The sequence below is a fragment of the Ensifer sp. 22460 genome, from assembly GCF_052044935.1.
Classification (GTDB): domain Bacteria; phylum Pseudomonadota; class Alphaproteobacteria; order Rhizobiales; family Rhizobiaceae; genus Ensifer.
In genome coordinates, this window is sequence record NZ_JBQENZ010000032.1 from 37,909 (window position 1) to 61,818 (window position 23,910).

Here is a 23,910-nt window from a genome sequence, read left to right on the forward strand (position 1 = left end):
CGGTGCGTGCTTTGGCCTTATCCCACGGAAGCTGGCTGCGAGGCGGATCAAGCCGAGACTATCCCGCTTTTTGGGTGACCCGCGCGGCAGCAATGCTTGAGCATCTTGCCAGATCCGCAAGGGCAAGGGTCGTTGCCGCGCAGTTGCAGGCGGCCAATCAGCGGCAATAGCGCCGCGGACGGAAGCATCCCTGAAATCAGTATCGCCAATCTGGCAGACATGCCGGGAATGACCAGCCGTCGGCCGGCCTTGAAGCCACTCCAAGCGCGTTTTGCCACGTATTCCGGAGTGGCTTTAGGCAAAACCTTGAACAGTGCAGCCCTGTTGGCGCCGGATTTTTCGAGGAATTCGGTCGACACCGGCCCCGGCGCGACGCAGGTCACCGTCACGCCCGTCCTGCGCGTCTCCTGGTACAACGCCTCGGAAAAGGAACGCACGAACGCTTTGCTCGCGTAATACATTGCCATGTACGGGCCGGGGGTGAAGCTGGCCACAGAGGCGAGGTTGATAACGCCGCCACGGCCTCGCTCGACCATGCCCGGCAACAGGTGCAATGTCAGGTCGGCGAGGGCACGGATATTGACGTCGATCATTCCAACCTGGTCGGCAATCGGCAACGCGGTTGCCGCGCCACGCAGGCCGTAGCCGGCGCTGTTGACGAGGACGTCGCAGACGAGGCTTTCCCGCGCGAGGAACTCTTCGAGAACCGTCTTCGCATCGTCAGCGGTGAGATCGACTGGTAGGGAGAATGCCTCGCCGCCCGCCTGCTTGATGGAGGATTCCACCGCGTGCAGCCCGCCAGGTGAGCGTGCGACCAATACGACAGGTGCACCATCTCGCGCGGCAAGTTCGGCAATGGCTCTGCCTATGCCTCGTGACGCTCCGACTACAACAATCGCGAGTCGTGGTTTTTGATCCGATATCATGATGACGGTTCCGACGCCGTGCTTGGCAGGATTTGAGCCGCGGAAAGGCCCGCCACCTCTTCAGCGATCTCCCCGTTCAGTATTTCCTCGAAACGAGCCAATGCGCGCGCGACATTGGCGCCGTCCATGACGCGGTGGTCGTAGTGAATTCGTACGGTAACCGATCCGTCTTCGCCAATCGGGCCATAGTTGAAGATCGTCGTGAGCGGCGTCAGCGGATTGAGCGACTCCGCACCCAGGCCGGAATAGACCGACAACTGGAAAGTCCCGAATCGGTGCCCCCGCTGACGTCCCATGTTGAGGCCGAGCCACATCAACAGCCTCCGCAGCGGCGCGGGTAAGCGCGCAATCTTCAGCGCACGCCGGAATTCCCTGATCTCAAGAACGGGACGGGATCGAGCCTCCTGAAGCAGGGCGCTCAACTCGGGGATCGACCGCTGCTCGGGTGTCTTGATCGTACTGAGAAGTACAACCCGTTCGCCTTCGTGTTCGCGCTCGTGCGCCACGGACGCGACGCTTCCCGGGTACTCATAGAGTTGCGATCTCGGCAGCTTGACATAGGCCCGGCGGAGCTCCGGTGTTTCCTTGGACAGTAGCCCGTACCCCTTGAGGAACAACACTGTCCAGGAGGGGCGTTCCGACTGGCTCGTCCTGGCTTCCTGCAATCCACTGATATTCATCTGTCGCTGTACCGTGACTCGCGGCACGGAGATCGAAAATCGCATCAGATCCCCGACAAGGCGTCGTGCCGCAGAAAGCTTCACCGGTCGGCCCCGCATCGCGCCACCTCTAGTAAAGATAGGGTATAATTCGCTTGGTCCTGTCCATGTAGGCGCGATACTCAGGGCCGAAGAATTCCAGCATCAGGCGCTCCTCCTTGTCCACACGCAGGAAAAAAAGCACGGCGAAACCAGCGACGCCCAAGAGGCCAGCCACCCAGTTCGACAGCAGAAACATCTGGCCAATCGCCATGAGCAGGAAGCTTGTATACATCGGATGGCGCACGACGGCATACGGGCCCTTGCTGATCAGCTGATGTTTTTCGCGGATTTCCAGCGAGATCGACCAGTTTCGGCCGAGTTCCTTGTGGGTGCGACGGAACGTCCACAGAGCCACGGCAAAGATGAGGCCCCCAAGCCCCACCATCCATGCATGCGCGGGATAGTCCGCAAATGCGGGAATTCCTGTTGCAACGTAGAACCCAGGCAAGATGGCAAGGCCTAGCAAAGCGGCAGCCAAGCCAATCGTATCGGTCACCGAGCGGCGGCTGCTCGCCACCCGCACACGCTTTGCACGGCGCTCGAATGGGTACCGAACCACATACCAGGCAACGATGCCTATGACCCACACGATTTCGCCGATGGAAGCGACAGACATGTTCACGTTGAATCACCTAAGCTTTTGTTGCGGTTGCTGGCCACAACGGCTAGCAAGGACGAGACTGCCATGAGGCGCTCTGCCCTGACAAGGCGCTAAAGCTACGGTCGCAAATGGCGAGGGTCGGTTGTCGATCTGCCATTCAAGAGTACTGGTGGGAGCCAGTGACGGTGCAAGCGATCTTTGGGCGTCAGATAAGGCGCGCGGCGCGTGCGCCAATCAAGCTTATCCGCCGTTCATCTCGCGAAGTCTTGTGATGAATTCCTGCGGCCTCAGCCAGATCCCAGGTGTCTTGTATCCCATGGAACGCGCGATATCGGCCACAAACGCGTTGCAGTTATAGAGCGACGCATGCCAGAACTTGGCTTCGGCCTTGAGTTTTCGGATTTTGGCGACGACGTCTCTGTACTCCGGTTCGGTCAACATGACGCGCCAGCTTGCAGACCTGTATTGGTCCTCAAGGTCGCCGTCGCTAGCGCCAGTCTCGGCCGGGACGGGGAGAACATGACCGAGAACATAGGGAGCGGTATCGTTAGTTGCAGGGGCAAGTCCAGCTACTTCCGGATTGACCATTGCTCCCGACTGGCTCAAGCGCCCGAAAACCACATAGGAGTGGCCGTAGCTGAGCGCGTAACGAGAGCGAAATTCGATGAAATAGCCCTGATCGCGCTGTTGCGATGGGCTGCCCGCAACGCTTGAGACATACCGTGGCTGAGGGCCCTTGTCCTGCGATTGGCACGCCGCAACCGCCATGGCGGCTAAGACGACGAACGGAATACGACCTAGTACACGCGTCATTACTGCGCCAAATCTCCCGAATTCCAATGGGCACTTGAACTTGCCGCCTGGGCTTATCGATCCACGCGCCACGACGCATGGCCAAGGCGGCCACGATCATTCAGGGCGGGGAGGACCGTGAGATCCTCCCCGAATTAGCGTCAGTCACTATTTGTAGACGGGCGCCGGTTCTTCGGCCACCGGTGGCGGGGCCTTGCCTTTGCCTTTGCCGATTGTTCCGCAAGCGGAGAGGCTGGCAACGGAAAGCAACGCAACTGTTACGATTAGAATTCTGCTCATCAATATTTCCTTCCCTCTGTGATCGGAATGGTTATTCGAAGGCAACATTCATAGTATTAGTGGCATTTCGAGATTCGGCCTAGTGCGGAAAGGGCACACTCGTCAGTCGGATTATCGTTACCAAACTTTGAAGATTTAAATGCATGTCGGCCTTACCCCAATACCGCACTCAGATAGAGTACATTATCAAATGATCAATACCGGAGTTCCAACAGGCGTCCGCGCGTAGAGATCAACGATATCGTCGTTCGTAAGTCGGATGCAGCCGTTGGAAACCGCCTGCCCTATGGTCCAAGGTGCGTTCGTGCCGTGGAGGCGGAACTTGGTATCCTGACCGTTGCGATAAAGGTATAGGGCTGAGGCCCCCAACGGGTTGTGGGGACCGCCGGAAACTCCACCGGCGTATTGCGCCAGCTCCGGCTTGCGTCTGATCATGCTTGCGGTCGGCGTCCATGACGGCCATTCGGCCTTTCGGCCGACAACGGCCTGGCCTTTGAGGGTAAGGCCCTCCTCTCCGACGCCTATTCCGTAGCGCATCGCCCATCCACCATCTTCGATCGAGTAGAGGTAGCGTTGCGTGGTGTCCACAACAATCGTTCCGGCTGGCTCGTTGCCGTCGTATCGGACGTGTTGTTTTCGGTAGCGGCGATCGACGCCGGGCGTTCCGCCATACAGGGATGGGAAGGAAACACCCCGCCAACTTGAGCCGCACCCGGCCAACAGGCCAAGGCTGCCGATGACCAGGAATCTCCGTGTAATGCGGTGATTGTCCATCTTTACCTGCTGAGAAAAATGGTGCGCCCCGATTCGTTTTTTAGCATTACAATATTCTCTGTCCAGTTCCAATGAACTACACCCAGCGACAGGATAGATAATGACACTCCAGGTTTTTCGCCCGCGTTCCGGGTGAAATGGACAGAAAGGACTGTATATCTGGAAAGAGGGCCTGGGTGCAGTGCATGAATCGGGTAAAAAAATATCGCGATTCTTGTGTGTTGCTGCTGCTGTTTGATTGGAAGATCGGGGCTTCGAGTGCATTTCATGGAATGACTTGCGATGTCGCGCGCGCTCGATTAGTCGAAAGCTAAACGTTAGGAATGACAGTATGAATCTAGGCTTCGCTGGGAAGGTTGCGCTTGTGACGGGCGCCGGTTCCGGAATTGGCGCAGCCGTGTGCCGGCAACTCGCTGCTGAGGGAGCGGAAGTGGTTGCTGCGGATGTTGACGCTGTCGCCGTGCACCTGGTTGCCGAGGAGATTCGCTCGAACGGGGGCAAGGCCCATGATGTCGCGGCCGACGTCGCCGATGCCCAGGCGGTGGAAAAGCTGGTGACGTTCGCCGTGCAGACCTGCGGCGGCCTGCATCTGGCGGTCAACAATGCCGGCATCGAAGGCATCCGCAAGGCGACGGCCGACTATCCGCTCGATGGCTGGCATGCATTGATGAACGTAAATCTGCATGGCGTCTTCTACTGTATGAAGTACGAGATCGCGGCCATGGTGGCACAGGGTGGGGGCGCCATCGTCAACACGTCTTCCATTCTGGGCTCAGTCGCGCTGCCCACTGCCGCCGCCTATACGGCCGCCAAGCACGCAGTGGTTGGGCTGACGAAGGCGGCCGCGATCGAGTATGCCCGCACGGGTATTCGCATCAATGCTGTGGCGCCGGGATGGATCGACACGCCGCTGTCCGCCTCGAATTCGGAGGTGGCAACCAGTAGACGCATGATGTCGCTGCAGCCTATGGGGCGTCGCGGTACGCCAGACGAGGTAGCGGCTCTGATCTGTTTCCTGTTGTCGGAGCAGGCGAGTTTCATCACTGGAAGCGTTCACCTCGTAGACGGCGCCTATACTGCTCACTGAGCAAGCTGCACCACTCAATCGTTGAAATTCACTGCCCCGCGGGTCAAGGCCTGTATCGCCGGTGCCGCTAGTGGCGACTGCGCTCTTTTTGCATGCATATCATCCAAAATAAAAACGTTTTTATTTTTCTTGAAAACGTTTTTATTGGCTGCTACCTCTAATCTCCAGGAGAAGGCCGGGGCTTGGGAGGGTGCATGGCGACTGAGATCCACAGGGCGCGGCGCGCACCGACGCCAACGATAAAGACCTTGGCCGAGTTGACGGGCTATTCCATCGCCACGATCTCGAAGGCGCTGCGCGAATCTCCCGTGGTCGCCCCGGCGACAAGAGACATCATCTACAAGGCGGCACGCGAAGTCGGTTACCAGGCCAATGCGCGCGGCATGGCGCTTCGCACCGGCAAGAGTTTTCAAGCCGCCGTGCTGATGCCGGTCACCGCAGCGCGTGACTATGAGTGGGACGGCGTCGAATACACCCAGACCTTGAGCGGCATCAGCCAGGCGCTCGAAGGCACGGACTATCGGATGTCGGTGCATGTCATCCGCGACGCGGCCGATGGAGCCGAAGCCGCGCGCCGGATCGTCGATCAGGGGTTGGCCGACGGTCTGATTTTCTCCGGTATTCTCGCCGAAGACCCGCGCATCGATCTGCTCGTCGCCGAGCAGTTTCCCTTCGTCTCGATGGGGCGTTGCCGCAAGGATCTCTCTTACGCCCATGTCGATATTGACAACGAATGGGCGGCGTATGCGGCAACCGCGCGGTTGATCGCCGGTGGCCACCGGCGGATCGCGCTCGTCAATCCGGAGCGGCGGCTCTCCTACGCGATCGACAGGATCGATGGCTTTTCCAGGGCGTTCAGTGAGGCGGGCCTGGATGCGCCGGTGGAGTTGATCGCCGAGGGCGATCTTTCGACGCATTTCGGCCGACAGACAGTGATCGATTTCCAGCAGTTCGACGACGCCCCGACGGCGTTTGTTTGCATCAACGAATCCACCACGCTCGGTGTGCTCTCCGGGCTTGGCAGTCTCGGGCGCCAGGTCGGCGTCGATGTCGACGTCATTGCCTATGACGACATCAACGTCAGTGCCTATTTCACGCCGCCGATCACCACCTTTTACCAGCCGATCGAGGTGCTCGGACGCACACTCGGACAATTCCTGCTGCGCCTTATGGAGGGTGAGGACCCCACGGCGTTCCGGCAGGTCTTTAGGCCGACGTTGATCGCACGGCAGCCCGACAATCTCGGCGGCCGTCTGGTCCAAAGTTAATCATCCAAGGAGGAGAACCATGAAAAAACTGATGATTGCCCTGGCTGTAGCAGCCCTTGCTTCGAGCGTGTCTCACGCTGCCGATCTCGGCGGCAAACTGCTGAAGGTCGGCTCCGACACGACCTCGCCGCCGATGGAGAGCATCGATCCGGCGACCGGACAGGTCGTCGGCTTCGATGTCGATGTGGTCAACGCCGTCTGCGCCAAGATCAACTGCCAGGCCGAATTCGTCACGACCGGCTGGGACGGCATCTTCGCAGCCCTCGACCAGGGCAGCTTCGACCTCGTCGCGTCGGGTGTCTCGATCACCGAGGAACGCAAGAAGGCGATGGATTTTTCCGATCCCTACATCGTCAACAGCCAGGCGGTGCTGATGCGCGTTGAAGACCAGGGCATCACGCTCGACCGCTTCAAGGACGCCGGCAGAAAGCTGTCCGCCCAGGCGAACACGACAGATGCCCAGGTTGCCGAGGGTGTCGTCGGCAAGGAGAACGTCGCCGCCTACGATACCTTCAGCGCCGCGATCATCGCGCTCAAGAACAAGGACGTCGACGGCGTCGTCATCAACGGCGCCAATGCGGCCGCCTACGAACGCGAATTCGCCGGTGAGCTCGTCGTTGCGATCAAGGACCTCGAATCCGACCCGCTCGGTCTCGTCTTCCGCAAGGGCGATGAAAACGTCGCGGCCTTCAATGAGGGCCTGAAGATGATCAAGGACGACGGCACGCTCGACCAGCTCGTCAACAAATACTGGGGCCTCAAGTAAGCTCACAATGCCGATCGGACCCGGAGCGCGTGCTCGCGCTCCGGGTCTTCCGTCTGTCTACTATGCCCCCGGAGGAATGAATGTCGTTCCTGAGAAGCGTGCGTCCGAGCAATCTCATCATCCTGACCGCGCTGCCCTTCATCATCTATCTCTTCATTTCCTCCGGCGACTACCAGCGCTCGCTGCGGGCGATCCTCGGCGTCGAAAACGGCTCATCGGCCTTCGTGCCGGGCTTTCTGGCGCTGGCGATCGCGTTTGCGTCAGGGATCGCTTTGCTCGTTTTCTCGCGCGCCAAGGCGCCGCGTCCGCGACTGGCCAATGTCGCAGCCGTGCTCAATCTTGCCGCTGCGGCCGTCCTCGTCATCGGCCACAACATCCATCCCTTCGTCGCATCCGTCGTTGCCAACGGTGTCGATCCGTTCAAGTCGACACTGATCGCCAAGGGCGTGACGCCACGGCAATTGACCGAGGCGGCCGATCTGATGGTGCGTGGCGTCGAAGCGTGGTTGTTCCCATTTTATTTCGCGGTTACCGTGATCGGCCTCGGCCTTTTCTTCCTGAGCAAACGTTCAGGCTCAGCGCCTGACGACCGGGTGCGGCGCCTTGCCCGCTGGATCATTGGTCTGGTCAACGGCGCGGGCCTCGTGTTCGTCTTCTTCTTCGCCCACATCGCATTTGCCGCAGGCGTCGCGACCACCATCCGTGCGGCGATAGCGGCCTACATCCTGGCAGCGCTCATGGGCCTTGTCTGGGTCGGGTTGCTGCAACTCAGATCGACGGTCAGGACCAGCCTCTACTTCGCCATTGCTACGCTGGTGCTGGCGCTGGCCGCCGGCTGGTTCCTTCTGCAGCCACGCGATACCTACGTGCTCGCCGGCACGCTCGAGGGCAAGGTCGGCATCGTGACCAACACACCGGCGGGACTGATCAGCGCCGTGCGCTTCGGCCAGTATGACGGCGCGCCGCAGACTGAGACCCCGGTGCGTACCTTCGTCGGCCCGACCGAGGCGCTGGCCTCGATCGCCAAGGGCGAGGGCGTTTCGGCGGCACTGCTGCCGGCAGCTTCGGCTCCGGCCGATATGCCCGTGCTCTGGAAGACCGAAACGCTGAACGACCGCGATCGGGCGGCGGGCGTCACAGTCGCAGTGCTTGCGATCATCCTCGGCCTCTTGACCTTCGGCGGCTATCTGCATCAGCGCCATCCGCTGGCAATCGGATCGGAGTTCATCGTCGATACGATCCGCGGTATCCCCATGCTGGTGATCGTACTCTATGTCGGCCTGCCCTTGAGCGGCGCGCTCAAGGATGCGTCCCAAGGCGTGCTCGACCCGCCAAACCTGATGCGCGGCATCGTCGCGATGGCGCTTGCCTATTCGGCCTATCTCGCCGAAATCTTCCGCTCCGGCATCAACGCCATTCCGGTCGGCCAGGTCGAGGCGGCGCGCAGCATTGGCCTCAACCGCTGGCAGACGGCACGCCTCGTCGTGCTGCCGCAGGCCTTCCGCATCATCATTCCGCCGCTCGGCAACGAACTGATCGCCATCCTCAAGGACACGTCGCTGCTGTCGATCCTGTCGATCCGCGACATCACCCAACGCATGCGCGAGTTCCAGTCGGCGAGCTTCCTGCCGTTCGCGCCCTATAACTCGGCTGCAATCTTCTACATCTTCCTGACGCTGGCGGCGGCCAGCCTCGTCAACATGATCGAGCGGAAATATGACATCAAGCACCGCTAGGCGACCGACGGTCCTGATCACAGGCGCCTCCCGCGGGCTCGGCGCCGAATTGGCACGGATATATGCCGTGGACGGCTGGCGCGTTATCGCCTGCCAGCGGGGGGCACTTCCGACCGAAGGCGGTGCCGATCGACTGCCGCTCGATGTCGCCGATCCCCCTTCGATCGATGCTCTGGGGCAAGCGCTCCAGGGCGTGGCGATTGACGTGCTGATCAACAATGCGGGCGTGCGTGGTGATACGGGTGGTCTTTCCAGCCTCGAAACGGAAGACTTCCTGGAAGTGATGCGGGTCAACGCGCTGGCGCCGCTTCTGTTGACGCGGGCGCTTCATAGCAACCTCAAGGCCGGTGAGCGCCGGATCGTCGCCAATATCAGCAGCCGCGCCGGCTCACTTGCCGAGGGCACGCTCGACGACGATGACGGCGACTACGCCTATCGCTGCTCCAAGGCGGCGCTGAACATGGCGACGGTCAAGCTCGCGCAGGATCTGAGGGGCGACGGCATTTCGGTGCTGTCGCTGCACCCAGGCTGGGTGCAGACGGACATGGGCGGCAGCGACGCCGTCGTTTCGGTCGCGTCCAGTGCGGCCGGGCTGAAGGCGATCATCGACAGGGCAGATATGGCCGATAGCGGCAGTTTCCGCGCCTATGACGGGCGGCGGGTTTCGTGGTGACAGGACAGGCGGAGACAATGGCAGCGAGAGAGTTGAAGACCGAGCAGGAACTGGCGACGATCCGGGCGTGGCTGAGCGCCACTTACGGCATCGAGGCAAGCCTTTCGCCGCTGCCGGGCGAACATGATCTCAACTATCGGGTCTCGGCCGCCGATGGCCAGGAATACCTGCTGAAGCTGCACGCGGCCGGCGATGCGGACGAGCTCGACATGCAGGTGTCGGTGCTCGAGCACCTTGCCGCCAAGGCATCGGATCTGTCGGTTTCGCGCGCGTTGCGCGATCGTTCCGGCGCCGTCACCGGCAAGATCGAACTTCGCGGTCCGCGCACGGCGCGGCTCCTCTCCTGGCTTCCCGGCGACATCTGGGCCAAGGCGCCGGTGCGCAACGCCGCCAGTGCCGAGAGCCTCGGACGGTTGCTGGCTGGTCTTGATCGCAGCCTCGAAGGCTTCATGCACGCTGGCACCAAGCGGCTCTATGCTTGGGACATCGGCCGGGCCGACATGCATCGCAAACACTTGGAATTGATCGACGGCCCGGACAAGCGCGCGGCGGTCGACGCGATCCTTGATCATTTCGCTTTGGCTGTCCTGCCTCGCCTTGCGACCTGCCCGATGCAGGTCATTCACAACGACGCCAACGATTACAATGTGCTGCTCGACGGCCAAGGCCAGGTCAGTGGTCTGCTCGACTTCGGCGACATGGTCGAGACCTGGCGCGTTATCGAGATCGCCGTCGCTTCGGCCTATGCGCTGATCGGAGCAGCGGATCCGATCGGGACCATTGCAGCATTGGCCGGCGCCTATCACCAGGTCAATCGCTTGAGCGAAACCGAAGTCGAGCTGGTCTTCGATCTCGTCATGACCCGCTACGCCGTCAGCATGTGCATGGCGGCAAAACAGATCCGCGACAATCCTGAAAATACCTATCTGCTCGTCAGCCAGGAGGATGTCTGGCGCGAACTGAAGTGGCTCCAGAGCGAGAACCGGGCGATCGCCATCGCCCGCATCCGCGATGCCTGCGGTTTGGCGCCGATTCCGCATGCGGCCGCGGTCGTCCGTTGGCTCGAGAAGAACGCGCACGATTTTGCGCCGATCGTTCGTCCTGACGTCGCCAAGCCGGAGGTCGCGGTCTTCGACTTCTCCGCATCCGGCCCGGAGGCCGCGCAATGGGCGAGCCCTGATGCAGCAGAAGCCGAAGCGCGCATAGCGGCGAGGATCGGCAGCGAGCGTGCGGCCTTCGGCATAGGTCTTTATGGCGAAGACCGGGGCATCTATCAGGGTGAGGCTTATCAGACGTCGGTCGAAGGCGCGCGTCGCTCCGTGCATCTCGGCGTCGATATCTTCGCGCCGGTGCACGAGCCGGTTTCGGCACCCTTTGCCGGCAAGGTCGCCTTCATTCACGATGACGCCGTCCCTTACGGCTTCGGCCCGACCGTGCTGCTCGAGCACGAGATCGATGGTGGTGTCTGCTTCTGGACGCTCTACGGCCACCTGTCGCGCGAAATCGTCGCCAAGCTCTCCGAGGGGCAGGCGATCGCCAAGGGCGAGGTCTTCGCCGCCTTCGGCGCGGCCGAGGAAAATGGCAACTGGGCGCCGCATCTGCATTTCCAGATCGTCACCGATCATCTCGGCCTCGGCGGACGCATGCATGGCGTCGGCGTGCGCGACCAGTGGCAGGTGTGGCGCGATGTGAGCCCGGACCCGAGCGTGGTGCTCGGCCTCTCCGTGCCGGTCTCGGTGATCGTGCCCCGCGACAATGAGTTTCTGGTGCGCGAACGTCATCGCCGCATCGGCCGGTCGCTCAGCATCGCCTATAGCGTAGCACCGCTGAAGATCGTCGGCGGCGAGGGCGCACACCTGATCGACGAGGAGGGCACGCGCTGGCTCGACATGGTCAACAATGTCTGCCACGTCGGCCATTGCCATCCCCGCGTCGTTAGGGCGGCGCAGGCGCAGATGCGGCGGCTCAACACCAATTCGCGCTACCTGCACGATTCGCTGGTCGAGTACTCCCGCCGGCTTGCCGCGCAGTTTCCGGATCCGCTCAACGTCTGCTTCTTCGTCAATTCCGGCAGCGAGGCGAACGATCTCGCCATCCGCTTGGCGCGTGCCTATACCGGCAACCGCGACATCATCACGGTCGACCATGCCTATCACGGCCACCTGTCGAGCCTGATCGACGTCAGCCCCTACAAGTTTGCCGGCAAGGGCGGGGAGGGGCAGCAGGCGCATGTGAAGGTCGCCGAGATGCCCGACCTCTATCGCGGGCGCTACCGTTACGGCGACGTCCATGCCGGCAGGAAGTATGCCGAGGACGTGCGCAGGCAGGTTGAGGCTCTCGCTGCAAACGGTCGTAGCCCGGCGCTGTTCTTCAGTGAAGGCATTCTCGGCACCGGCGGACAACTATCGCTGCCGGAGGGTTATCTGCGTGAGGCCTATGCGCATGTGCGCGCGGCAGGCGGACTCTGCCTTGCCGACGAAGTACAGGTCGGCTTCGGCCGCGTCGGCAGTCATATGTGGGCGCACGAGTTGCAGGGTGTTACGCCTGATATCGTCACAATGGGCAAGCCGATCGGTAACGGCCACCCGATGGCAGCCGTCGTCACCACGGAGGCGATTGCCGCCTCGTTCGCCAACGGCATGGAGTATTTCAACACCTTCGGCGGCAATCCGGTTTCGGCCGAAATCGGCCTTGCCGTGCTCGACGTCATCCGCGACGAGCGGCTGATGCACCATTGCCGGGTCGTCGGCGACCGGTTGATGGACGGTGCCCGAGTGCTCGCCGGAAAACATGCGATCATCGGCGACGTCAGAGGCTACGGTCTCTTCACCGGCATCGAGCTGGTGCGCGATCGCGAGACGCTGGAGCCGGCCGCGCGTGAGCTCGATTTCGTCATCGCCGAGATGAAGCGCGAGCACCGAATTCTGCTCAGCAGCGAGGGGCCGCACCACAATGTGCTGAAGGTAAAGCCGCCGGCACCGTTCAGCGTCGAGGATTGTGACCGCTTCCTCAATGCGCTCGACGAGACGCTCGGTCGTCTAACCGTCTGAGACAAAAGCCCAAAACGGCCGCCCTCCGAGCGGCCGTTTTGTTATTGCTCCTGGCCTTCAACAGCAAAATCGGACCCATGCGATTTTCCGCTTTACAAGAAAGTTAAACGTTTTTATCGTTCATATAAACGTTTAACTAGGCGCATAGCTCATGCCGTTGGCCTTTGCTAAGCGCTCCGCCGGCAGGGAGGGCCCGTTGGCAGCGATCCGTATCGAAAATTTGCGCAAAGGCTTTGGTTCGCTTGAAGTCTTGAAGGGTATCAACCTCGATATCGCCGACGGCGAGTTTGTCTGCTTCCTTGGCCCGTCGGGCTGCGGCAAGAGCACGCTCCTGCGCTCCATCGCCGGGCTCGAGGAGCTGGATAGTGGCTCCATCCGCCTCGGAGAGCGCGACATCACCGACGTTTCCTCGGCCAGGCGTGACATCGCCATGGTCTTCCAGAACTACGCGCTCTATCCGCACATGAATGTGCGCAAGAACTTGTCCTTCGGCCTGGCGCTGAACGGCATGAAGCGCGACGAGATCGACCGCCGCGTGAACAATGCGGCCGACATCCTGCGCATCAACGAATTGCTTGCCCGCAAGCCGCGTCAGCTTTCCGGCGGCCAGCGCCAGCGCGTGGCGATCGGTCGAGCGATCGTGCGCGAGCCGAAGCTCTTCCTGCTCGATGAGCCGCTGTCGAACCTCGATGCGGGCTTGCGCGTCACCATGCGCGTCGAGCTTGCAGCGCTGCATGAGCGCCTCGGCGTGACGATGATCTATGTGACCCACGACCAGGTGGAGGCGATGACGCTCTCCGATCGCGTCGTGGTCCTCGACAAGGGCAAGGTCAGCCAGTTCGGCACGCCGCTCGAGCTTTTCTACCAGCCGGCGAACCTGTTCGTCGCCGGCTTCATTGGCTCGCCAAAGATGAACTTCGTCGCCGCGAACCTGGTCCGCCAGGACCGTTCCGAATTGACGCTTTCGGGCGGTGGCCTGGTGCGGGACCTGACGCTCGAAACGCTGTCTTCGGCTGTCGTCACCAAGGACAAGCCAATCACCATCGGTATCCGGCCGGACAAGCTCGAGCTTGTTTCGCCCGAGGAAGCGCATCTGGTCGGCGAGGTTCGCCTGGTCGAGCGCCTCGGTACCGAAAGCCACGTCCATATCGGCCTTGAAAACGGTTCCGACATGACCGCGGTCGTGCGCGGCACGCACCCGGTTTCAAACCGCGAGCGCATCTATCTGCGCATCCCTGCCGAGCATTGCCATCTGTTCGATGTCGACGGCAAGGCGATTGCGCGGGCGCTCGATCCCGAGACGCAGATGCTGATCAATCAGGAAAAAAGCAAAAGGGTCGCGTGACCCGAATGAGGAGGAGAAGCATGCTCAACAGGAAGTCGATCATCGGCTCGCTGATGGTTCTGGCAATGGCCGGAACCGCCACGGCCCGCGCGGAAGAAGTGCTGCGCTTTGCGACCTGGGACACGGAGGAAAGCCTGGCGATCCAGCAGGAAATCGCCAAGAAGTTCGAGGAAAAGCACCCGGGCGTGAAGGTCCAGGTGGAGCCCTATGCGGATGGTTACGATCAGAAACTGATCGCCGCCTTCGGCGCCGGCAACCCGCCTGACGTGATGTATATGTGGAACTTTCCGCAATACTACACGTCGCTAGAGCCGCTCGACGACCTGATCGCCAAGGACGCGGCCGAGATCAAGCCGGACGATTTCCCGAAGGGCCTGATGAACACTGTTCGTGTCGAGGGCAAGACCTACGGCATGCCGTCGGGCTTCACCACCCAGGTGGTGTTCTACAACAAGGACATGTTCGCCAAGGCTGGCGTCGAGGAGCCGAAGGACGGCTGGACTTGGGACGACCTGCGCGCCAAGGCGGCCAAGTTCCGCGATGAGCCGAACAAGGTCTATGGCTTCGCCGTCGACGCCAAGCCGGACCCTTACGACTTCGAGCAGTTCCTCTGGTCTAACGGCACCAAGTACATCTCCGACGACGGCAAGCAGGTCGACGGCTACATGAACAGCGATGCGGCAGCGCAGGTGCTCGACATGTTCGGCGACATGGCCAAGAAGCAGGAAGCGATCACGCTGAACCTCGGTGACGACACGTCTGGTAGCACGCTCTTCAAGGGCGGCAAGATCGCCATGTTCCAGAGCGCCATGTGGTCGAAGTCCGGCATCGATGCTTCGGGCATCAAGTATGGCGTCGCGCCGCTGCCGAAGTTCGGCGACAAGACCGCCCATTCGGCGCTCGGCGTTTCGGCGATCTCGATCGCCAAGGACGCGGCGCATCCGGATCTCGCCTGGGAATTCGTCAAGTTCTTCTCTTCGCCCGAAGCCGTCGCCATGCGCGTCAACGACCTGCCGGTGCGCACCAGCGTTGCGGAAGAAAAGGGCATGACCAGGGACCCGATCTACAAGCCCTTCTTCGACATTCTCGCCACCTCGAACACCGAGACCCATGCGTTCCTAAAGAATGCCAACTGGGGCAAGGTCCAGGACAATCTCGCCCGCGCCATCGAAGCGACCATGATCGACCAGGGTAATGCCAAGCAGCATCTCGACGATGCGGTCAACCGCTCGAAGCGGCTGATGAAGTAAGAAAAGGGAGTACGGGGAGATGGATATGACCTATGCCGGTGCAGAGCCAAAGGTGGCAAGGCGCAAGCGCTCCGCCATCGCGCGCTATGCGGCGCCCTATCTGTTCATCTCCCCGTGGATCCTCGGGTTCCTGTTCTTCACGCTCGGCCCGCTCGTCTTCTCGCTGACGATGAGCTTCTACGACTGGCCTGTTGTCGGTGAGCGTACCTTCGTCGGGCTCGAAAACTACCGCTCCATGCTGTTCGAGGATCCGCAGTTCTGGGAAAGCCTCTGGATTACGGTGAAGTTTGCGGCGATCTACGTGCCGTTCAACATCGTCATGTCGTTCCTGCTGGCGCTGATGCTGCACCACATCACCTTTGCCAGCGGCTTCTTCCGCACCGCCTTCTACCTGCCGAGCGTCATTTCCGGCGTCGCGCTGGTGACGATCTGGAGCTGGATCTACAGCAGGGAATACGGCCTCTTAAACTTCATGCTGTCCTTCGTCGGCATCGAAGGGCCGAACTGGCTCGGCGATCCGAACCTTGCGATCGTCGCCATCATCATCGCCAGTCTCTGGGGCCTTGGCGGCACCATGCTGATCTTGCTTACCGGCCTCAAGGCGATCCCGAAGGAACTCTACGAGGCGGCGACCGTCTCCGGCGTTCCCGGCTGGGCGCAGATGGTGTTCATCACCCTGCCGATGCTCGGGCCGATGCTGCTCTTCACCTTCATCACCTCGATCATCTCGGCCTTCCAGCAGCTGACGATCGCGCTGCTATTGACCAAGGGCGGGCCGCTCGGCTCCACCTATTTCTTCGCCATGTACATCTACGACAACGCCTTCAAATATTTCGACATGGGCTACGCTGCCGCCGGCTCCTGGGTGATGTTCATCATCGTTCTGCTGCTCAGCCTTGGCGTCATGCGCTGGTCGGCCGCCTGGGTCTATTACGAAGGTGAAGTCCGCCAGAACGATGGAGACGGCCATGCGTAAGACGCTGCTCTATTCCGCGCTCATCCTGCTCTCGGCGCTGTTCATCGCGCCGTTCTATTGGACCTTCATGACGGCGATCAAAAGCAGCGCCGAGCTCTACCAGTTCCCGCCGGTCTTCTGGCCGTCCGAATGGCATTGGGGGAACTTTGCCGCCGCCTGGAACAAGCAGCCCTTCGGCACCTACCTCACCAATTCGCTGATCGTGGTGGTGCTGTCGACCGTCGGCCAACTCATCTCCTCCTCGCTGGTGGCCTATGGCTTCGCCCGCTTCCGTTTCCCCGGCCGCGACCCGTTGTTCATCCTGCTCTTGGCGACGATGATGATCCCGTGGGACGTGAAGATGATCCCGCTCTATATGGAGTTCAACCTGCTCGGCTGGATCAACACGCTGAAGCCCTTGATCGTGCCCGCCTATTTCGCCGACGCCTTCTTCGTCTTCCTGCTTCGCCAGTACATCATGACCGTGCCGATGGAGATCGACGAGGCCGCGCGCATGGATGGCGCCAACGCCTTCGACATCTACTGGCGCATCCATCTGCCGCTGATGATGCCGGCGCTGGTGCTGGTCGGCACCTTCCACTTCATGAACGCCTGGAACGACTATCTCGGCCCGTTGATCTTCCTCAACGATCAGTCGAAATACACGCTGACGCTCGGCCTCTCGATGTTCAAGGGCCTGCACGAGGTGGACGTGACGTCGATTGCCGCAATCACCGTCATCCTCTGCCTGCCGCCGCTCGCGCTCTTCTTCGTCGCCCAGCGCTACATCATGGATGGCGCGGTCGGATCGTCGGTGAAGGGATAAAGGCATGCTGTTCGATATCGACTACGTCCCCTTCAGCCGCAGGGGCCGGTTCCTGACGCTCTCGATGATGCGGGTGCCGGGCCGCGACGGCGAGCGTGCGCTCTATCTGCGCCATGTCGCCGGCGGCGACGAGCGGCGGTCCCTCGGTCGCCTCTGCCGTGTCGAATTCCTCGATGCGGCGGGCAAGACCGCGACGCCCGTGCTCGTGCTTTCGCCGGAACGGCTCGACGCCCGCATCGGCGAGGGGGAGGTCACCTTCGTCATCGGCGAAGGAGAGCGGCTGCACATCGCCGGCAAACGGGCCGGCGTGCGCTTCTATCTCGAAGGCTCGCGCTACGACTATGTCTACCGCACGCCGAACGGCGAGGATTGCCTCGTTGCCGCGGTTGAGAACGTCAAGTTCATCCCGCGCGCGATCACAGGCGACCTTAAGGTCACCGGTGCCTGGCAGCGCGACCATTCGGAGGACGTATCCTTTTCTTTCTCGGGCACCGATGCCTTCGAGGGCCATGTCGATTTCTTCCGCACGGTGCCGCCTGTTGATCGACCCGGCCGTTTCGCTGAGGCCCTTTCGGGTGCAACGGCCGATTTCGCCCAGTGGCACGCGCGCGTTCCGAAGGGCGTCGCAGGCCAGGACGAGGCACATCGCCTGGCGAGCTATCTGCTCTGGGCGAACGGCGTACCGACCGGCGGCGCGCTGACGCGGCCGGCGATCTACATGTCGAAGAACCACATGATCAACATCTGGAGCTGGGACAACGCCTTTTCCGCCCTTGGCGTCGCCGCCTTCGATCAGGACCTTGCCTTCGATCAGTTGGCAGTGATCTTCGACCATCAGGACGCGTCCGGACTGCTGCCGGATTATATCAACGACCGCGACGTACTCTTCGCCTTCACCAAGCCGCCGGTGCATGGGTGGGCGGTGTCGCTGATCGCTGCCGCCGACCCGTCCTTCCTGACGGCAGAGCGCAAGCGTTACCTGCGCGACGCGATTGGCAAGCAGGTCGACTATTGGCTGACTTATGGGCGCAAGGATGCAGCGAGCCTGCCGTCCTACTTCCACGGCAACGACAGCGGCTGGGACAATGCCACCTTCTTTGCCGAAGGCGGCCCGGTAATCTCGCCGGATCTGCCCGTTTTTCTGATCCTTGCCTGCGAGGCGCTGGCGACCCTCTTGGAGGACGACGCGGGCCCTCAGGCGATGTGGCGGCAAAAGGCCGACGGTCTGCAGACCCTACTGTTCGAGCGGCTGTGGACCGGGGAGACCTTCGGTGCACGGCTTGCCGCGGATCCGGAGCGGATCCTGCCGGGAGACAACCTCATCCAGTTCATGCCGCTGCTCTTGGGTGCGCGACTGACTTCTGAGATGCGCAAGAAACTCGTGGCGCGGCTCGTGGCCGGCGGCTTCATCACGGAATGGGGCCCCGCCACCGAGAGCCCGCAGAGTTCGTATTACGAGGACGATGGCTATTGGCGCGGACCCATCTGGGCCCCGACTACCCTTCTCCTCTGGGACGGTCTTCGCCGGCAAGGGAAGATTGAACTTGCGCGCGATGTCGCGGAAAAGTTCTGTTCACTTGCCAGCAAAAGCGGTATGGCCGAAAACTTCGATGCGCGCTCGGGGAGGGGCCTTCGCGATCGGGCATTCGCCTGGACATCCGCAGTCTACCTTCAGCTGGCGGCATCGCTCAGCCGACCCAAATCATCGTGATCTAGCAACCCGTGACGAACAGAGACGCCATGCAGAGACCGACGATCAAGACCATCGCGCAGGAGACGGGGCTTTCCATCGCCACCGTGTCCAAGGCCCTGAAGCATTCGCCTCAGGTTCGCCCGGAAACGCGCGCGATCGTGATCGAGGCGGCCGAGCGCGTCGGCTACGAACTCAACATGCATGGCGTGCAGTTGCGCACCGGCAAGACCTACCAGGTTGCCGCGATCATGACCGCACCTGGCCCGAAGCAGAACGAGTGGGAAGGCGTCGAATACGCCCAGCTCTTGAGCGGCATTTCCTGGGCGCTTGAAGACAGCCCCTATCGCGTTTCGCTCTATGCCGTCCGAAATTTCGAGGAAAGCCAGGCGGTCATCAAGCAGATCGTGTCGCTGAAGAAGGCCGACGGCATCATCATCTCGGGCACGCGCGCCGACGATCCGCGCATCCGCACCATGCAGGCGGCGGACTTTCCCTTCGTCACCTACGGCACCAGCATCCACAACGCGCCACACGCCTATGTCGACGCCGACAATGAACAGATGATCCGGGTGTCGATGGCGCGGCTGGTCGAGCGCGGCCATCGCCGCATCGCGCTGCTCAATCCGCTTTCTGACTTGAGCTACGGCATCACCCGGCTCGAAGCCTACAAGCGTGCCCTTGAAGTCGCTGGCCTGCCCTATGATCCGGCCCTCGTCGCCCATGGCCGGCTGACGCCGGCCTTCGGCCGCGAGAACGTGCTCACGATGTCTGAACTCAGCAATGCGCCGACCGCCTATATCTGCGCCAACGAAGCCTCAGCGCTCGGCGCTTTCTCCGGCTTCCATGAGCGCGGTCTGGTGCATGGGCGTGATGCGGTGATCAATGCCACCGACGACCTCAATGTCAGCCAGTATTTCGCGCCGCCGATCACCACCTATTACCTGCCGATCAGTGAGCCGAGTAGCCTGCTCGGCGCCTATATTTTGAGGCGCATGGAAGGCGAACCGCCGGAGGCGCTGCAGACGCTCCTGATGCCTAACCTCATCGAACGCTGCGACGATCGCTTGAACCCGAACCGTTGACGATTTTTTTGCCCGAACAGGGCGCCCTTTCATGCTCGTGGATATAAACGTTTATATCCACGACAAGCAGACAAAACCCGAGGCTGGAACCAACCGGCCGAATGAAATGACGAAGGACCGGACCCCCGTGCACATGCCCCTGACGAGATCGAACCGCTTCAACGCCAAAGAGCAGCAGACCGACATGCTGGAACTCGGCGTCTGCTACTATCCAGAGCAGTGGCCGCGCGCGAAGTGGGAGGAGGACGCGCGCCGCATGGTCGAGCTCGGGCTTGCCTGGGTGCGCATCGGTGAATTCGCCTGGGCGAAGATCGAGCCGAGGTCGGGTGAGTTCCATTGGGAATGGCTGGACGAGGCGATCGAAGTGCTCGGCAATGCCGGCCTCAAGGTGATCCTCGGCACGCCGACCGCCGCCCCGCCGAAGTGGCTGATCGATCGCTATCCGGATATCCTGCCCGTCGACGTCAAGGGCGTGGTGCGCAAGTTCGGTGCCCGCCGTCACTACTGCTTTTCCAGCCGCCGCTACCGCATCGAAGCGGCGCGCATCTCGCAAGCCATGGCCGAGCGCTACGGCAATAATGCCTTCGTGCACGCCTGGCAGACGGATAACGAATATGGCGACCACGACACGATCTACAGCTATTCCGACGAGGCGCTGCGCGCCTTCCGCGAATGGCTGGCTGAGCGCTACGGCACGGTCGAGGAACTGAACCGGGCTTGGGGCACGGCATTCTGGGCAATGAACTATCTGAGCTTCGACGAGGTCGAACTTCCCAACAATCTTGTGGAAGAGCCGAGCCCGACTCATATCGTCGACTATATCCGCTTCTCCTCCGACCAGGTGAAGAGCTTCAACAAGGCGCAGGTCGATATCATCCGCAAACACTCGCCGGGCCGTCCGGTGACGCACAATTTCATGTCGCAAAATACCGATTTCGATCACTACAAGGTCGGCGAGGACATCGATATCGCGTCGTGGGACGTCTATCCGATGGGTGGACTGCTCAACGGCCGTCTCTCCTCCGAAGACAAGGGCCGTTACCTCCGCGTCGGCGATCCGGATCAGCCGGCCTTCAACCACGATCTCTACCGCGCCGTCGGCAACGGTCGCGTCTGGGTGATGGAGCAGCAGCCGGGTCCGGTGAACTGGGCTTCGCACAACCAGTCGCCGGCCGACGGCATGGTCCGGCTCTGGACCTGGCTCGCCTATGCCCATGGCGTCGACATGGTTTCCTATTTCCGCTGGCGTCAGGTGCCGTTTGCGCAGGAACAGTTCCATGCCGGACTGCTCTTGCCGAACAGCGAGGCGGACCAGGGATATCTCGAAGTTGCGCAGGTCGCCGAGGAGATGAAGCGGCTGCCGAAGGGCGAGCGCCGCGAGAAGGCCAAGCTCGCGATCCTGCTCGACTATAATTCGCGCTGGGCGACCCGGGCGCTGCCGCAGGGCCGCACCTATCTGGCGTCGCAGATCGCGCTCGACTGGTACTCGACCGTCGCTCGCTTCGGCGTCGACGTCGACATCATCGGCCAGCACTCGGATCTCGAGGGCTACCAGTTGGTGCTGGCGCCCGACCTCGTAATTCCGGATCAGGCGTTCGTTCAGAACCTAGCCGCTTCCGGCGCCAAGGTTCTGTTCGGACCGCGCAGTGGAAGCAAGACCGAGGATATGCACATTCCCGAAGGCTTGCCGCCAGGGCCGCTCGCCTCGCTGATCGACGTCAGCGTCGCGCGCGTCGAGTCGCTTCCGGAGTTTCATGCCGAGAGCGTGCTTTACGGCAACGAGACTTACCCGGCTGGCGTCTGGCGCGAGACGGTCAGGACCAGAGAGAGCGTGCTTGCGACCTTCGAGGGTGACTACCGCAATGGTGCCCCGGCGCTAGTCGGCAACGACAAGGCGCGGTATCTGGCAACCGCGGCACGCGGTGAATTCTTGAGCAAGGTGATCGGCGATGCGCTTGGTTGGGCTTCGGTCGAGGCGCTCGCAGATCTCGGCGATCTGCGCATCACCCGTCGCGGCAAGCTTACCTTCGCCTTCAACTACGGCAAGACGGCCGTCGACGTGCCGGCAGCGGCCGGTGCGACCTTCCATGTCGGCGGCCGCAGGCTCGATCCGGTCGACGTCGCGATCTGGACGGAGTGATAGGGAAGCGGGCAACAGACCCGCTTTCCAACCGATCTCGCTCGTCACGCCGTGCATAGATCCGGGTGCGCGGTGTGGCGACGATGGCCTGTTTTGGCGCGAGACTCATGTCCGGTCGGCTTCGACCTGAGGATGCGATGAGTGGCAGCCAGCGCAGAGGAGAATGCTCGCTCCGACCGGACGTGGGTGGCGCGCCGATATCTGCTGCCTGAAAAACGGTGCCCAGAAAGCGAGCTGACTGCATCCGGATAGGCGAAAGATGAGAACGGATCTCCCGCAAGCCTTTGAAGACGCGGGTATATGAGACTGGCACAGGCTTTGCATTCCTGTCTTGTATGCAAGATAGAGCAGCACCGACGTTCCATAATCCGATCGAGAAGGCCATCGTCTCCGGCATCCTCTCGGGCCGCATAAAGCCCGGCACACGGCTCAGCGAGAACCAACTGGCCTCTCTCTTCGGCGTGTCGCGGACTCGTGTGCGCGAAGCGATGATGCGCCTCGAGACACGCTGCATCGTTCATGTCAGCCCGCGTAGAGGCTGGTTCGTCGCGGAACCGTCTGCCGAAGAGGCGACGATGGTCTACGGCGCGCGACGCGTCATCGAAGCTGGGCTGCTGCGCAGCATGCGGCGGCTGGCGGAGAGCGGCCGCGACAGGCTGCATGCCCACCTTGCCGAAGAGAAAGCGGCGATCGAAGCCGGCGATCGCCAGCGCCTCACCTGCCTGATGGGCGATTTCCATATTCGTGTGGCCGAATTGGCGGATAACGCCGTTCTCATCGAGATCCTTCGCGATCTCACGGCCAGAACCATTCTGATCTCGATGCTCTATCAGTCGGATTTTCACGCCGTGCAATCCCACCTCGGGCATTGCCGCATCGTCGAAGCGATGGAGCAAGGGGATTTTTCGAAAGCAGCCGCGCTTTCCGTCGAGCACCTGGACGAGGTGGAGACCGGGCTGGACCTGACGCAACACCCCGATCCCCTGGCCGACCTCCGGCGGTCGCTCGCGCTTCCTCCCCAGACCGTGACCCCGCCGTCAAGGACGTCACGCAGCAAAACACCGCGAACCCAAAAAGGAGAATGACCCAATGCTCGCAAGACGACTGTTCATAGCCATGGCGGCGATGGCCGCCACCATCGGCTTCGGCTCGGTTTCCCACGCCGACGCGCTTGGCGATATCACGTCCCGCGGCACGCTTCGCGTTGCCGTTCCCCAGGATTTTCCGCCTTTTGGTAGCGTTGGCACGGACATGGCGCCAATGGGCTATGACGTCGACATGGCCAATCTGATCGGCGACAAGCTCGGCGTGAAGGTCGAGCTGGTACCGGTCACTAGCGCGAACCGGATTCCCTATCTGCAGACAAACAAGGTCGACCTGGTGATTTCGAGCCTCGGCAAAAATCCAGATCGGGAAAAGGTCATCGATTTCTCCGCCGCCTATGCCCCCTTCTTCAATGGCGTGTTCGCGCCCGCGGAACTCGGGGTCACCAAGCCGGAGGAACTTACAGGCAAGGTCGTAGGCGTCACGCGCGGCGCGGTCGAAGACCTGGAACTGACCAAGATCGTGCCGGCCGATACCGTCATCAAGCGTTATGAAGACAACAACGGCACCATCTCTGCCTTCCTGTCCGGGCAGGTCGAGGCGGTTGCAACCGGCAACGTGGTGGCCGCTGCCATTCTCGCCAAGAACCCACCGAAGCGTCCGGAGCTGAAGTTCCTTATCAAGAACTCGCCCTGCTATATCGGGCTCAGCAAGGAGCAACCCGCCCTTCTCGAAAAGGTCAATGGCATCATCGCCGCCGCCAAGGCCGACGGCTCGCTGAACGCCATTGCGCAGAAGTGGCTCGGCACCGACCTGCCGACAGATCTCTGATCAACCGTCG

21 protein-coding genes are annotated in these 23,910 nt (G+C 61.7%); 15 read left to right on the plus strand and 6 right to left on the minus strand.

Annotated elements, in window-relative coordinates:
- Positions 1-47: 47 nt before the first annotated feature.
- The 6 genes from ACTJKM_RS30260 to ACTJKM_RS30285 all read right to left on the minus strand — a co-directional run bounded on the left by ACTJKM_RS30260 (position 48) and on the right by ACTJKM_RS30285 (position 4,154).
- A complete protein-coding gene (locus ACTJKM_RS30260) occupies positions 48-926 on the minus strand; it encodes an SDR family NAD(P)-dependent oxidoreductase (RefSeq protein ID WP_058328103.1) in 879 nt (292 codons plus the stop codon).
- Positions 923-1,705: a hypothetical protein gene (locus ACTJKM_RS30265; RefSeq protein ID WP_113513139.1), complete on the minus strand. Its 783-nt coding sequence runs from the start codon at positions 1,703-1,705 to the stop codon at positions 923-925. Before ACTJKM_RS30265 ends, ACTJKM_RS30260 begins: the two co-directional genes overlap by 4 nt.
- Before the next feature lie 10 nt (positions 1,706-1,715).
- Entirely contained in the window at positions 1,716-2,303 is a 588-nt protein-coding gene (locus ACTJKM_RS30270) for a protein-S-isoprenylcysteine O-methyltransferase (RefSeq protein ID WP_058328105.1), read from the minus strand.
- Between the two features lie 225 nt (positions 2,304-2,528).
- Positions 2,529-3,101, minus strand: coding sequence for a hypothetical protein (locus ACTJKM_RS30275; RefSeq protein ID WP_113513137.1), 573 nt, complete (start codon positions 3,099-3,101; stop codon positions 2,529-2,531).
- A 147-nt stretch (positions 3,102-3,248) separates the two neighbouring features.
- Complete coding sequence (locus tag ACTJKM_RS30280; protein ID WP_082640836.1) at positions 3,249-3,380, minus strand: ABC transporter; 132 nt, start codon at positions 3,378-3,380, stop codon at positions 3,249-3,251.
- 186 nt (positions 3,381-3,566) lie between these two features.
- Complete coding sequence (locus tag ACTJKM_RS30285; RefSeq protein WP_058322622.1) at positions 3,567-4,154, minus strand: L,D-transpeptidase; 588 nt, start codon at positions 4,152-4,154, stop codon at positions 3,567-3,569.
- Between the two features lie 331 nt (positions 4,155-4,485).
- Between ACTJKM_RS30285 and ACTJKM_RS30290 the strand changes: the two genes are divergently transcribed.
- The 15 genes from ACTJKM_RS30290 to ACTJKM_RS30360 all read left to right on the plus strand — a co-directional run bounded on the left by ACTJKM_RS30290 (position 4,486) and on the right by ACTJKM_RS30360 (position 23,900).
- Positions 4,486-5,241 (plus strand): glucose 1-dehydrogenase, encoded by a 756-nt coding sequence (locus ACTJKM_RS30290; protein ID WP_113513135.1) that lies wholly within the window; start codon positions 4,486-4,488, stop codon positions 5,239-5,241.
- 194 nt (positions 5,242-5,435) lie between these two features.
- Positions 5,436-6,509, plus strand: coding sequence for a LacI family DNA-binding transcriptional regulator (locus tag ACTJKM_RS30295; RefSeq protein ID WP_440661565.1), 1,074 nt, complete (start codon positions 5,436-5,438; stop codon positions 6,507-6,509).
- A gap of 19 nt (positions 6,510-6,528) precedes the next feature.
- Positions 6,529-7,275, plus strand: a complete 747-nt coding sequence (locus ACTJKM_RS30300) for a transporter substrate-binding domain-containing protein (RefSeq protein ID WP_057251726.1) — start codon at positions 6,529-6,531, stop codon at positions 7,273-7,275.
- An 80-nt stretch (positions 7,276-7,355) separates the two neighbouring features.
- Positions 7,356-9,011, plus strand: coding sequence for an amino acid ABC transporter permease (locus ACTJKM_RS30305; protein WP_113513131.1), 1,656 nt, complete (start codon positions 7,356-7,358; stop codon positions 9,009-9,011).
- Entirely contained in the window at positions 8,992-9,684 is a 693-nt protein-coding gene (locus tag ACTJKM_RS30310; protein ID WP_113513129.1) for an SDR family oxidoreductase, read from the plus strand. The genes ACTJKM_RS30305 and ACTJKM_RS30310 overlap by 20 nt, the downstream gene beginning before the upstream one ends.
- Before the next feature lie 17 nt (positions 9,685-9,701).
- The gene (locus ACTJKM_RS30315; RefSeq protein ID WP_440661567.1) at positions 9,702-12,734 is read left to right on the plus strand and encodes an aminotransferase class III-fold pyridoxal phosphate-dependent enzyme; all 3,033 of its coding nucleotides are present in this window, start codon (positions 9,702-9,704) and stop codon (positions 12,732-12,734) included.
- A gap of 196 nt (positions 12,735-12,930) precedes the next feature.
- Positions 12,931-14,079 (plus strand): sn-glycerol-3-phosphate ABC transporter ATP-binding protein UgpC, encoded by a 1,149-nt coding sequence (locus ACTJKM_RS30320; RefSeq protein WP_113513125.1) that lies wholly within the window; start codon positions 12,931-12,933, stop codon positions 14,077-14,079.
- 20 nt (positions 14,080-14,099) lie between these two features.
- The gene (locus tag ACTJKM_RS30325; protein WP_113513123.1) at positions 14,100-15,329 is read left to right on the plus strand and encodes an ABC transporter substrate-binding protein; all 1,230 of its coding nucleotides are present in this window, start codon (positions 14,100-14,102) and stop codon (positions 15,327-15,329) included.
- Between the two features lie 19 nt (positions 15,330-15,348).
- The gene (locus ACTJKM_RS30330; protein ID WP_058328115.1) at positions 15,349-16,305 is read left to right on the plus strand and encodes a carbohydrate ABC transporter permease; all 957 of its coding nucleotides are present in this window, start codon (positions 15,349-15,351) and stop codon (positions 16,303-16,305) included.
- Positions 16,298-17,110: a carbohydrate ABC transporter permease gene (locus ACTJKM_RS30335; protein ID WP_058328116.1), complete on the plus strand. Its 813-nt coding sequence runs from the start codon at positions 16,298-16,300 to the stop codon at positions 17,108-17,110. Before ACTJKM_RS30330 ends, ACTJKM_RS30335 begins: the two co-directional genes overlap by 8 nt.
- A 4-nt stretch (positions 17,111-17,114) precedes the next feature.
- Positions 17,115-18,821, plus strand: coding sequence for an MGH1-like glycoside hydrolase domain-containing protein (locus ACTJKM_RS30340; RefSeq protein WP_113513121.1), 1,707 nt, complete (start codon positions 17,115-17,117; stop codon positions 18,819-18,821).
- A 29-nt stretch (positions 18,822-18,850) separates the two neighbouring features.
- Positions 18,851-19,885, plus strand: coding sequence for a LacI family DNA-binding transcriptional regulator (locus ACTJKM_RS30345; protein ID WP_113513119.1), 1,035 nt, complete (start codon positions 18,851-18,853; stop codon positions 19,883-19,885).
- Positions 19,886-20,012: 127 nt separating this feature from the next.
- Positions 20,013-22,025, plus strand: coding sequence for a beta-galactosidase (locus ACTJKM_RS30350; protein WP_440638841.1), 2,013 nt, complete (start codon positions 20,013-20,015; stop codon positions 22,023-22,025).
- 335 nt (positions 22,026-22,360) lie between these two features.
- Positions 22,361-23,110 (plus strand): GntR family transcriptional regulator, encoded by a 750-nt coding sequence (locus tag ACTJKM_RS30355; RefSeq protein ID WP_058328119.1) that lies wholly within the window; start codon positions 22,361-22,363, stop codon positions 23,108-23,110.
- Between the two features lie 4 nt (positions 23,111-23,114).
- A complete protein-coding gene (locus ACTJKM_RS30360) occupies positions 23,115-23,900 on the plus strand; it encodes a transporter substrate-binding domain-containing protein (protein ID WP_057251715.1) in 786 nt (261 codons plus the stop codon).
- Positions 23,901-23,910: the final 10 nt, after the last annotated feature.

Bases quoted from the DNA above. Each gene is read 5' to 3' on its own strand.
- ACTJKM_RS30265 (WP_113513139.1), bottom strand. From the start codon at position 1,705: ATGCGGGGCCGACCGGTGAAGCTTTCTGCGGCACGACGCCTTGTCGGG.
- ACTJKM_RS30335 (WP_058328116.1), top strand. From the start codon at position 16,298: ATGCGTAAGACGCTGCTCTATTCCGCGCTCATCCTGCTCTCGGCGCTG.
- ACTJKM_RS30300 (WP_057251726.1), top strand. From the start codon at position 6,529: ATGAAAAAACTGATGATTGCCCTGGCTGTAGCAGCCCTTGCTTCGAGC.
- ACTJKM_RS30280 (WP_082640836.1), bottom strand. From the start codon at position 3,380: ATGAGCAGAATTCTAATCGTAACAGTTGCGTTGCTTTCCGTTGCCAGC.
- ACTJKM_RS30325 (WP_113513123.1), top strand. From the start codon at position 14,100: ATGCTCAACAGGAAGTCGATCATCGGCTCGCTGATGGTTCTGGCAATG.
- ACTJKM_RS30345 (WP_113513119.1), top strand. From the start codon at position 18,851: ATGCAGAGACCGACGATCAAGACCATCGCGCAGGAGACGGGGCTTTCC.
- ACTJKM_RS30290 (WP_113513135.1), top strand. From the start codon at position 4,486: ATGAATCTAGGCTTCGCTGGGAAGGTTGCGCTTGTGACGGGCGCCGGT.
- ACTJKM_RS30330 (WP_058328115.1), top strand. From the start codon at position 15,349: ATGGATATGACCTATGCCGGTGCAGAGCCAAAGGTGGCAAGGCGCAAG.
- ACTJKM_RS30270 (WP_058328105.1), bottom strand. From the start codon at position 2,303: ATGTCTGTCGCTTCCATCGGCGAAATCGTGTGGGTCATAGGCATCGTT.
- ACTJKM_RS30360 (WP_057251715.1), top strand. From the start codon at position 23,115: ATGCTCGCAAGACGACTGTTCATAGCCATGGCGGCGATGGCCGCCACC.
- ACTJKM_RS30285 (WP_058322622.1), bottom strand. From the start codon at position 4,154: ATGGACAATCACCGCATTACACGGAGATTCCTGGTCATCGGCAGCCTT.
- ACTJKM_RS30355 (WP_058328119.1), top strand. From the start codon at position 22,361: ATGCAAGATAGAGCAGCACCGACGTTCCATAATCCGATCGAGAAGGCC.
- ACTJKM_RS30305 (WP_113513131.1), top strand. From the start codon at position 7,356: ATGTCGTTCCTGAGAAGCGTGCGTCCGAGCAATCTCATCATCCTGACC.
- ACTJKM_RS30295 (WP_440661565.1), top strand. From the start codon at position 5,436: ATGGCGACTGAGATCCACAGGGCGCGGCGCGCACCGACGCCAACGATA.
- ACTJKM_RS30275 (WP_113513137.1), bottom strand. From the start codon at position 3,101: ATGACGCGTGTACTAGGTCGTATTCCGTTCGTCGTCTTAGCCGCCATG.
- ACTJKM_RS30310 (WP_113513129.1), top strand. From the start codon at position 8,992: ATGACATCAAGCACCGCTAGGCGACCGACGGTCCTGATCACAGGCGCC.
- ACTJKM_RS30340 (WP_113513121.1), top strand. From the start codon at position 17,115: ATGCTGTTCGATATCGACTACGTCCCCTTCAGCCGCAGGGGCCGGTTC.
- ACTJKM_RS30315 (WP_440661567.1), top strand. From the start codon at position 9,702: ATGGCAGCGAGAGAGTTGAAGACCGAGCAGGAACTGGCGACGATCCGG.
- ACTJKM_RS30260 (WP_058328103.1), bottom strand. From the start codon at position 926: ATGATATCGGATCAAAAACCACGACTCGCGATTGTTGTAGTCGGAGCG.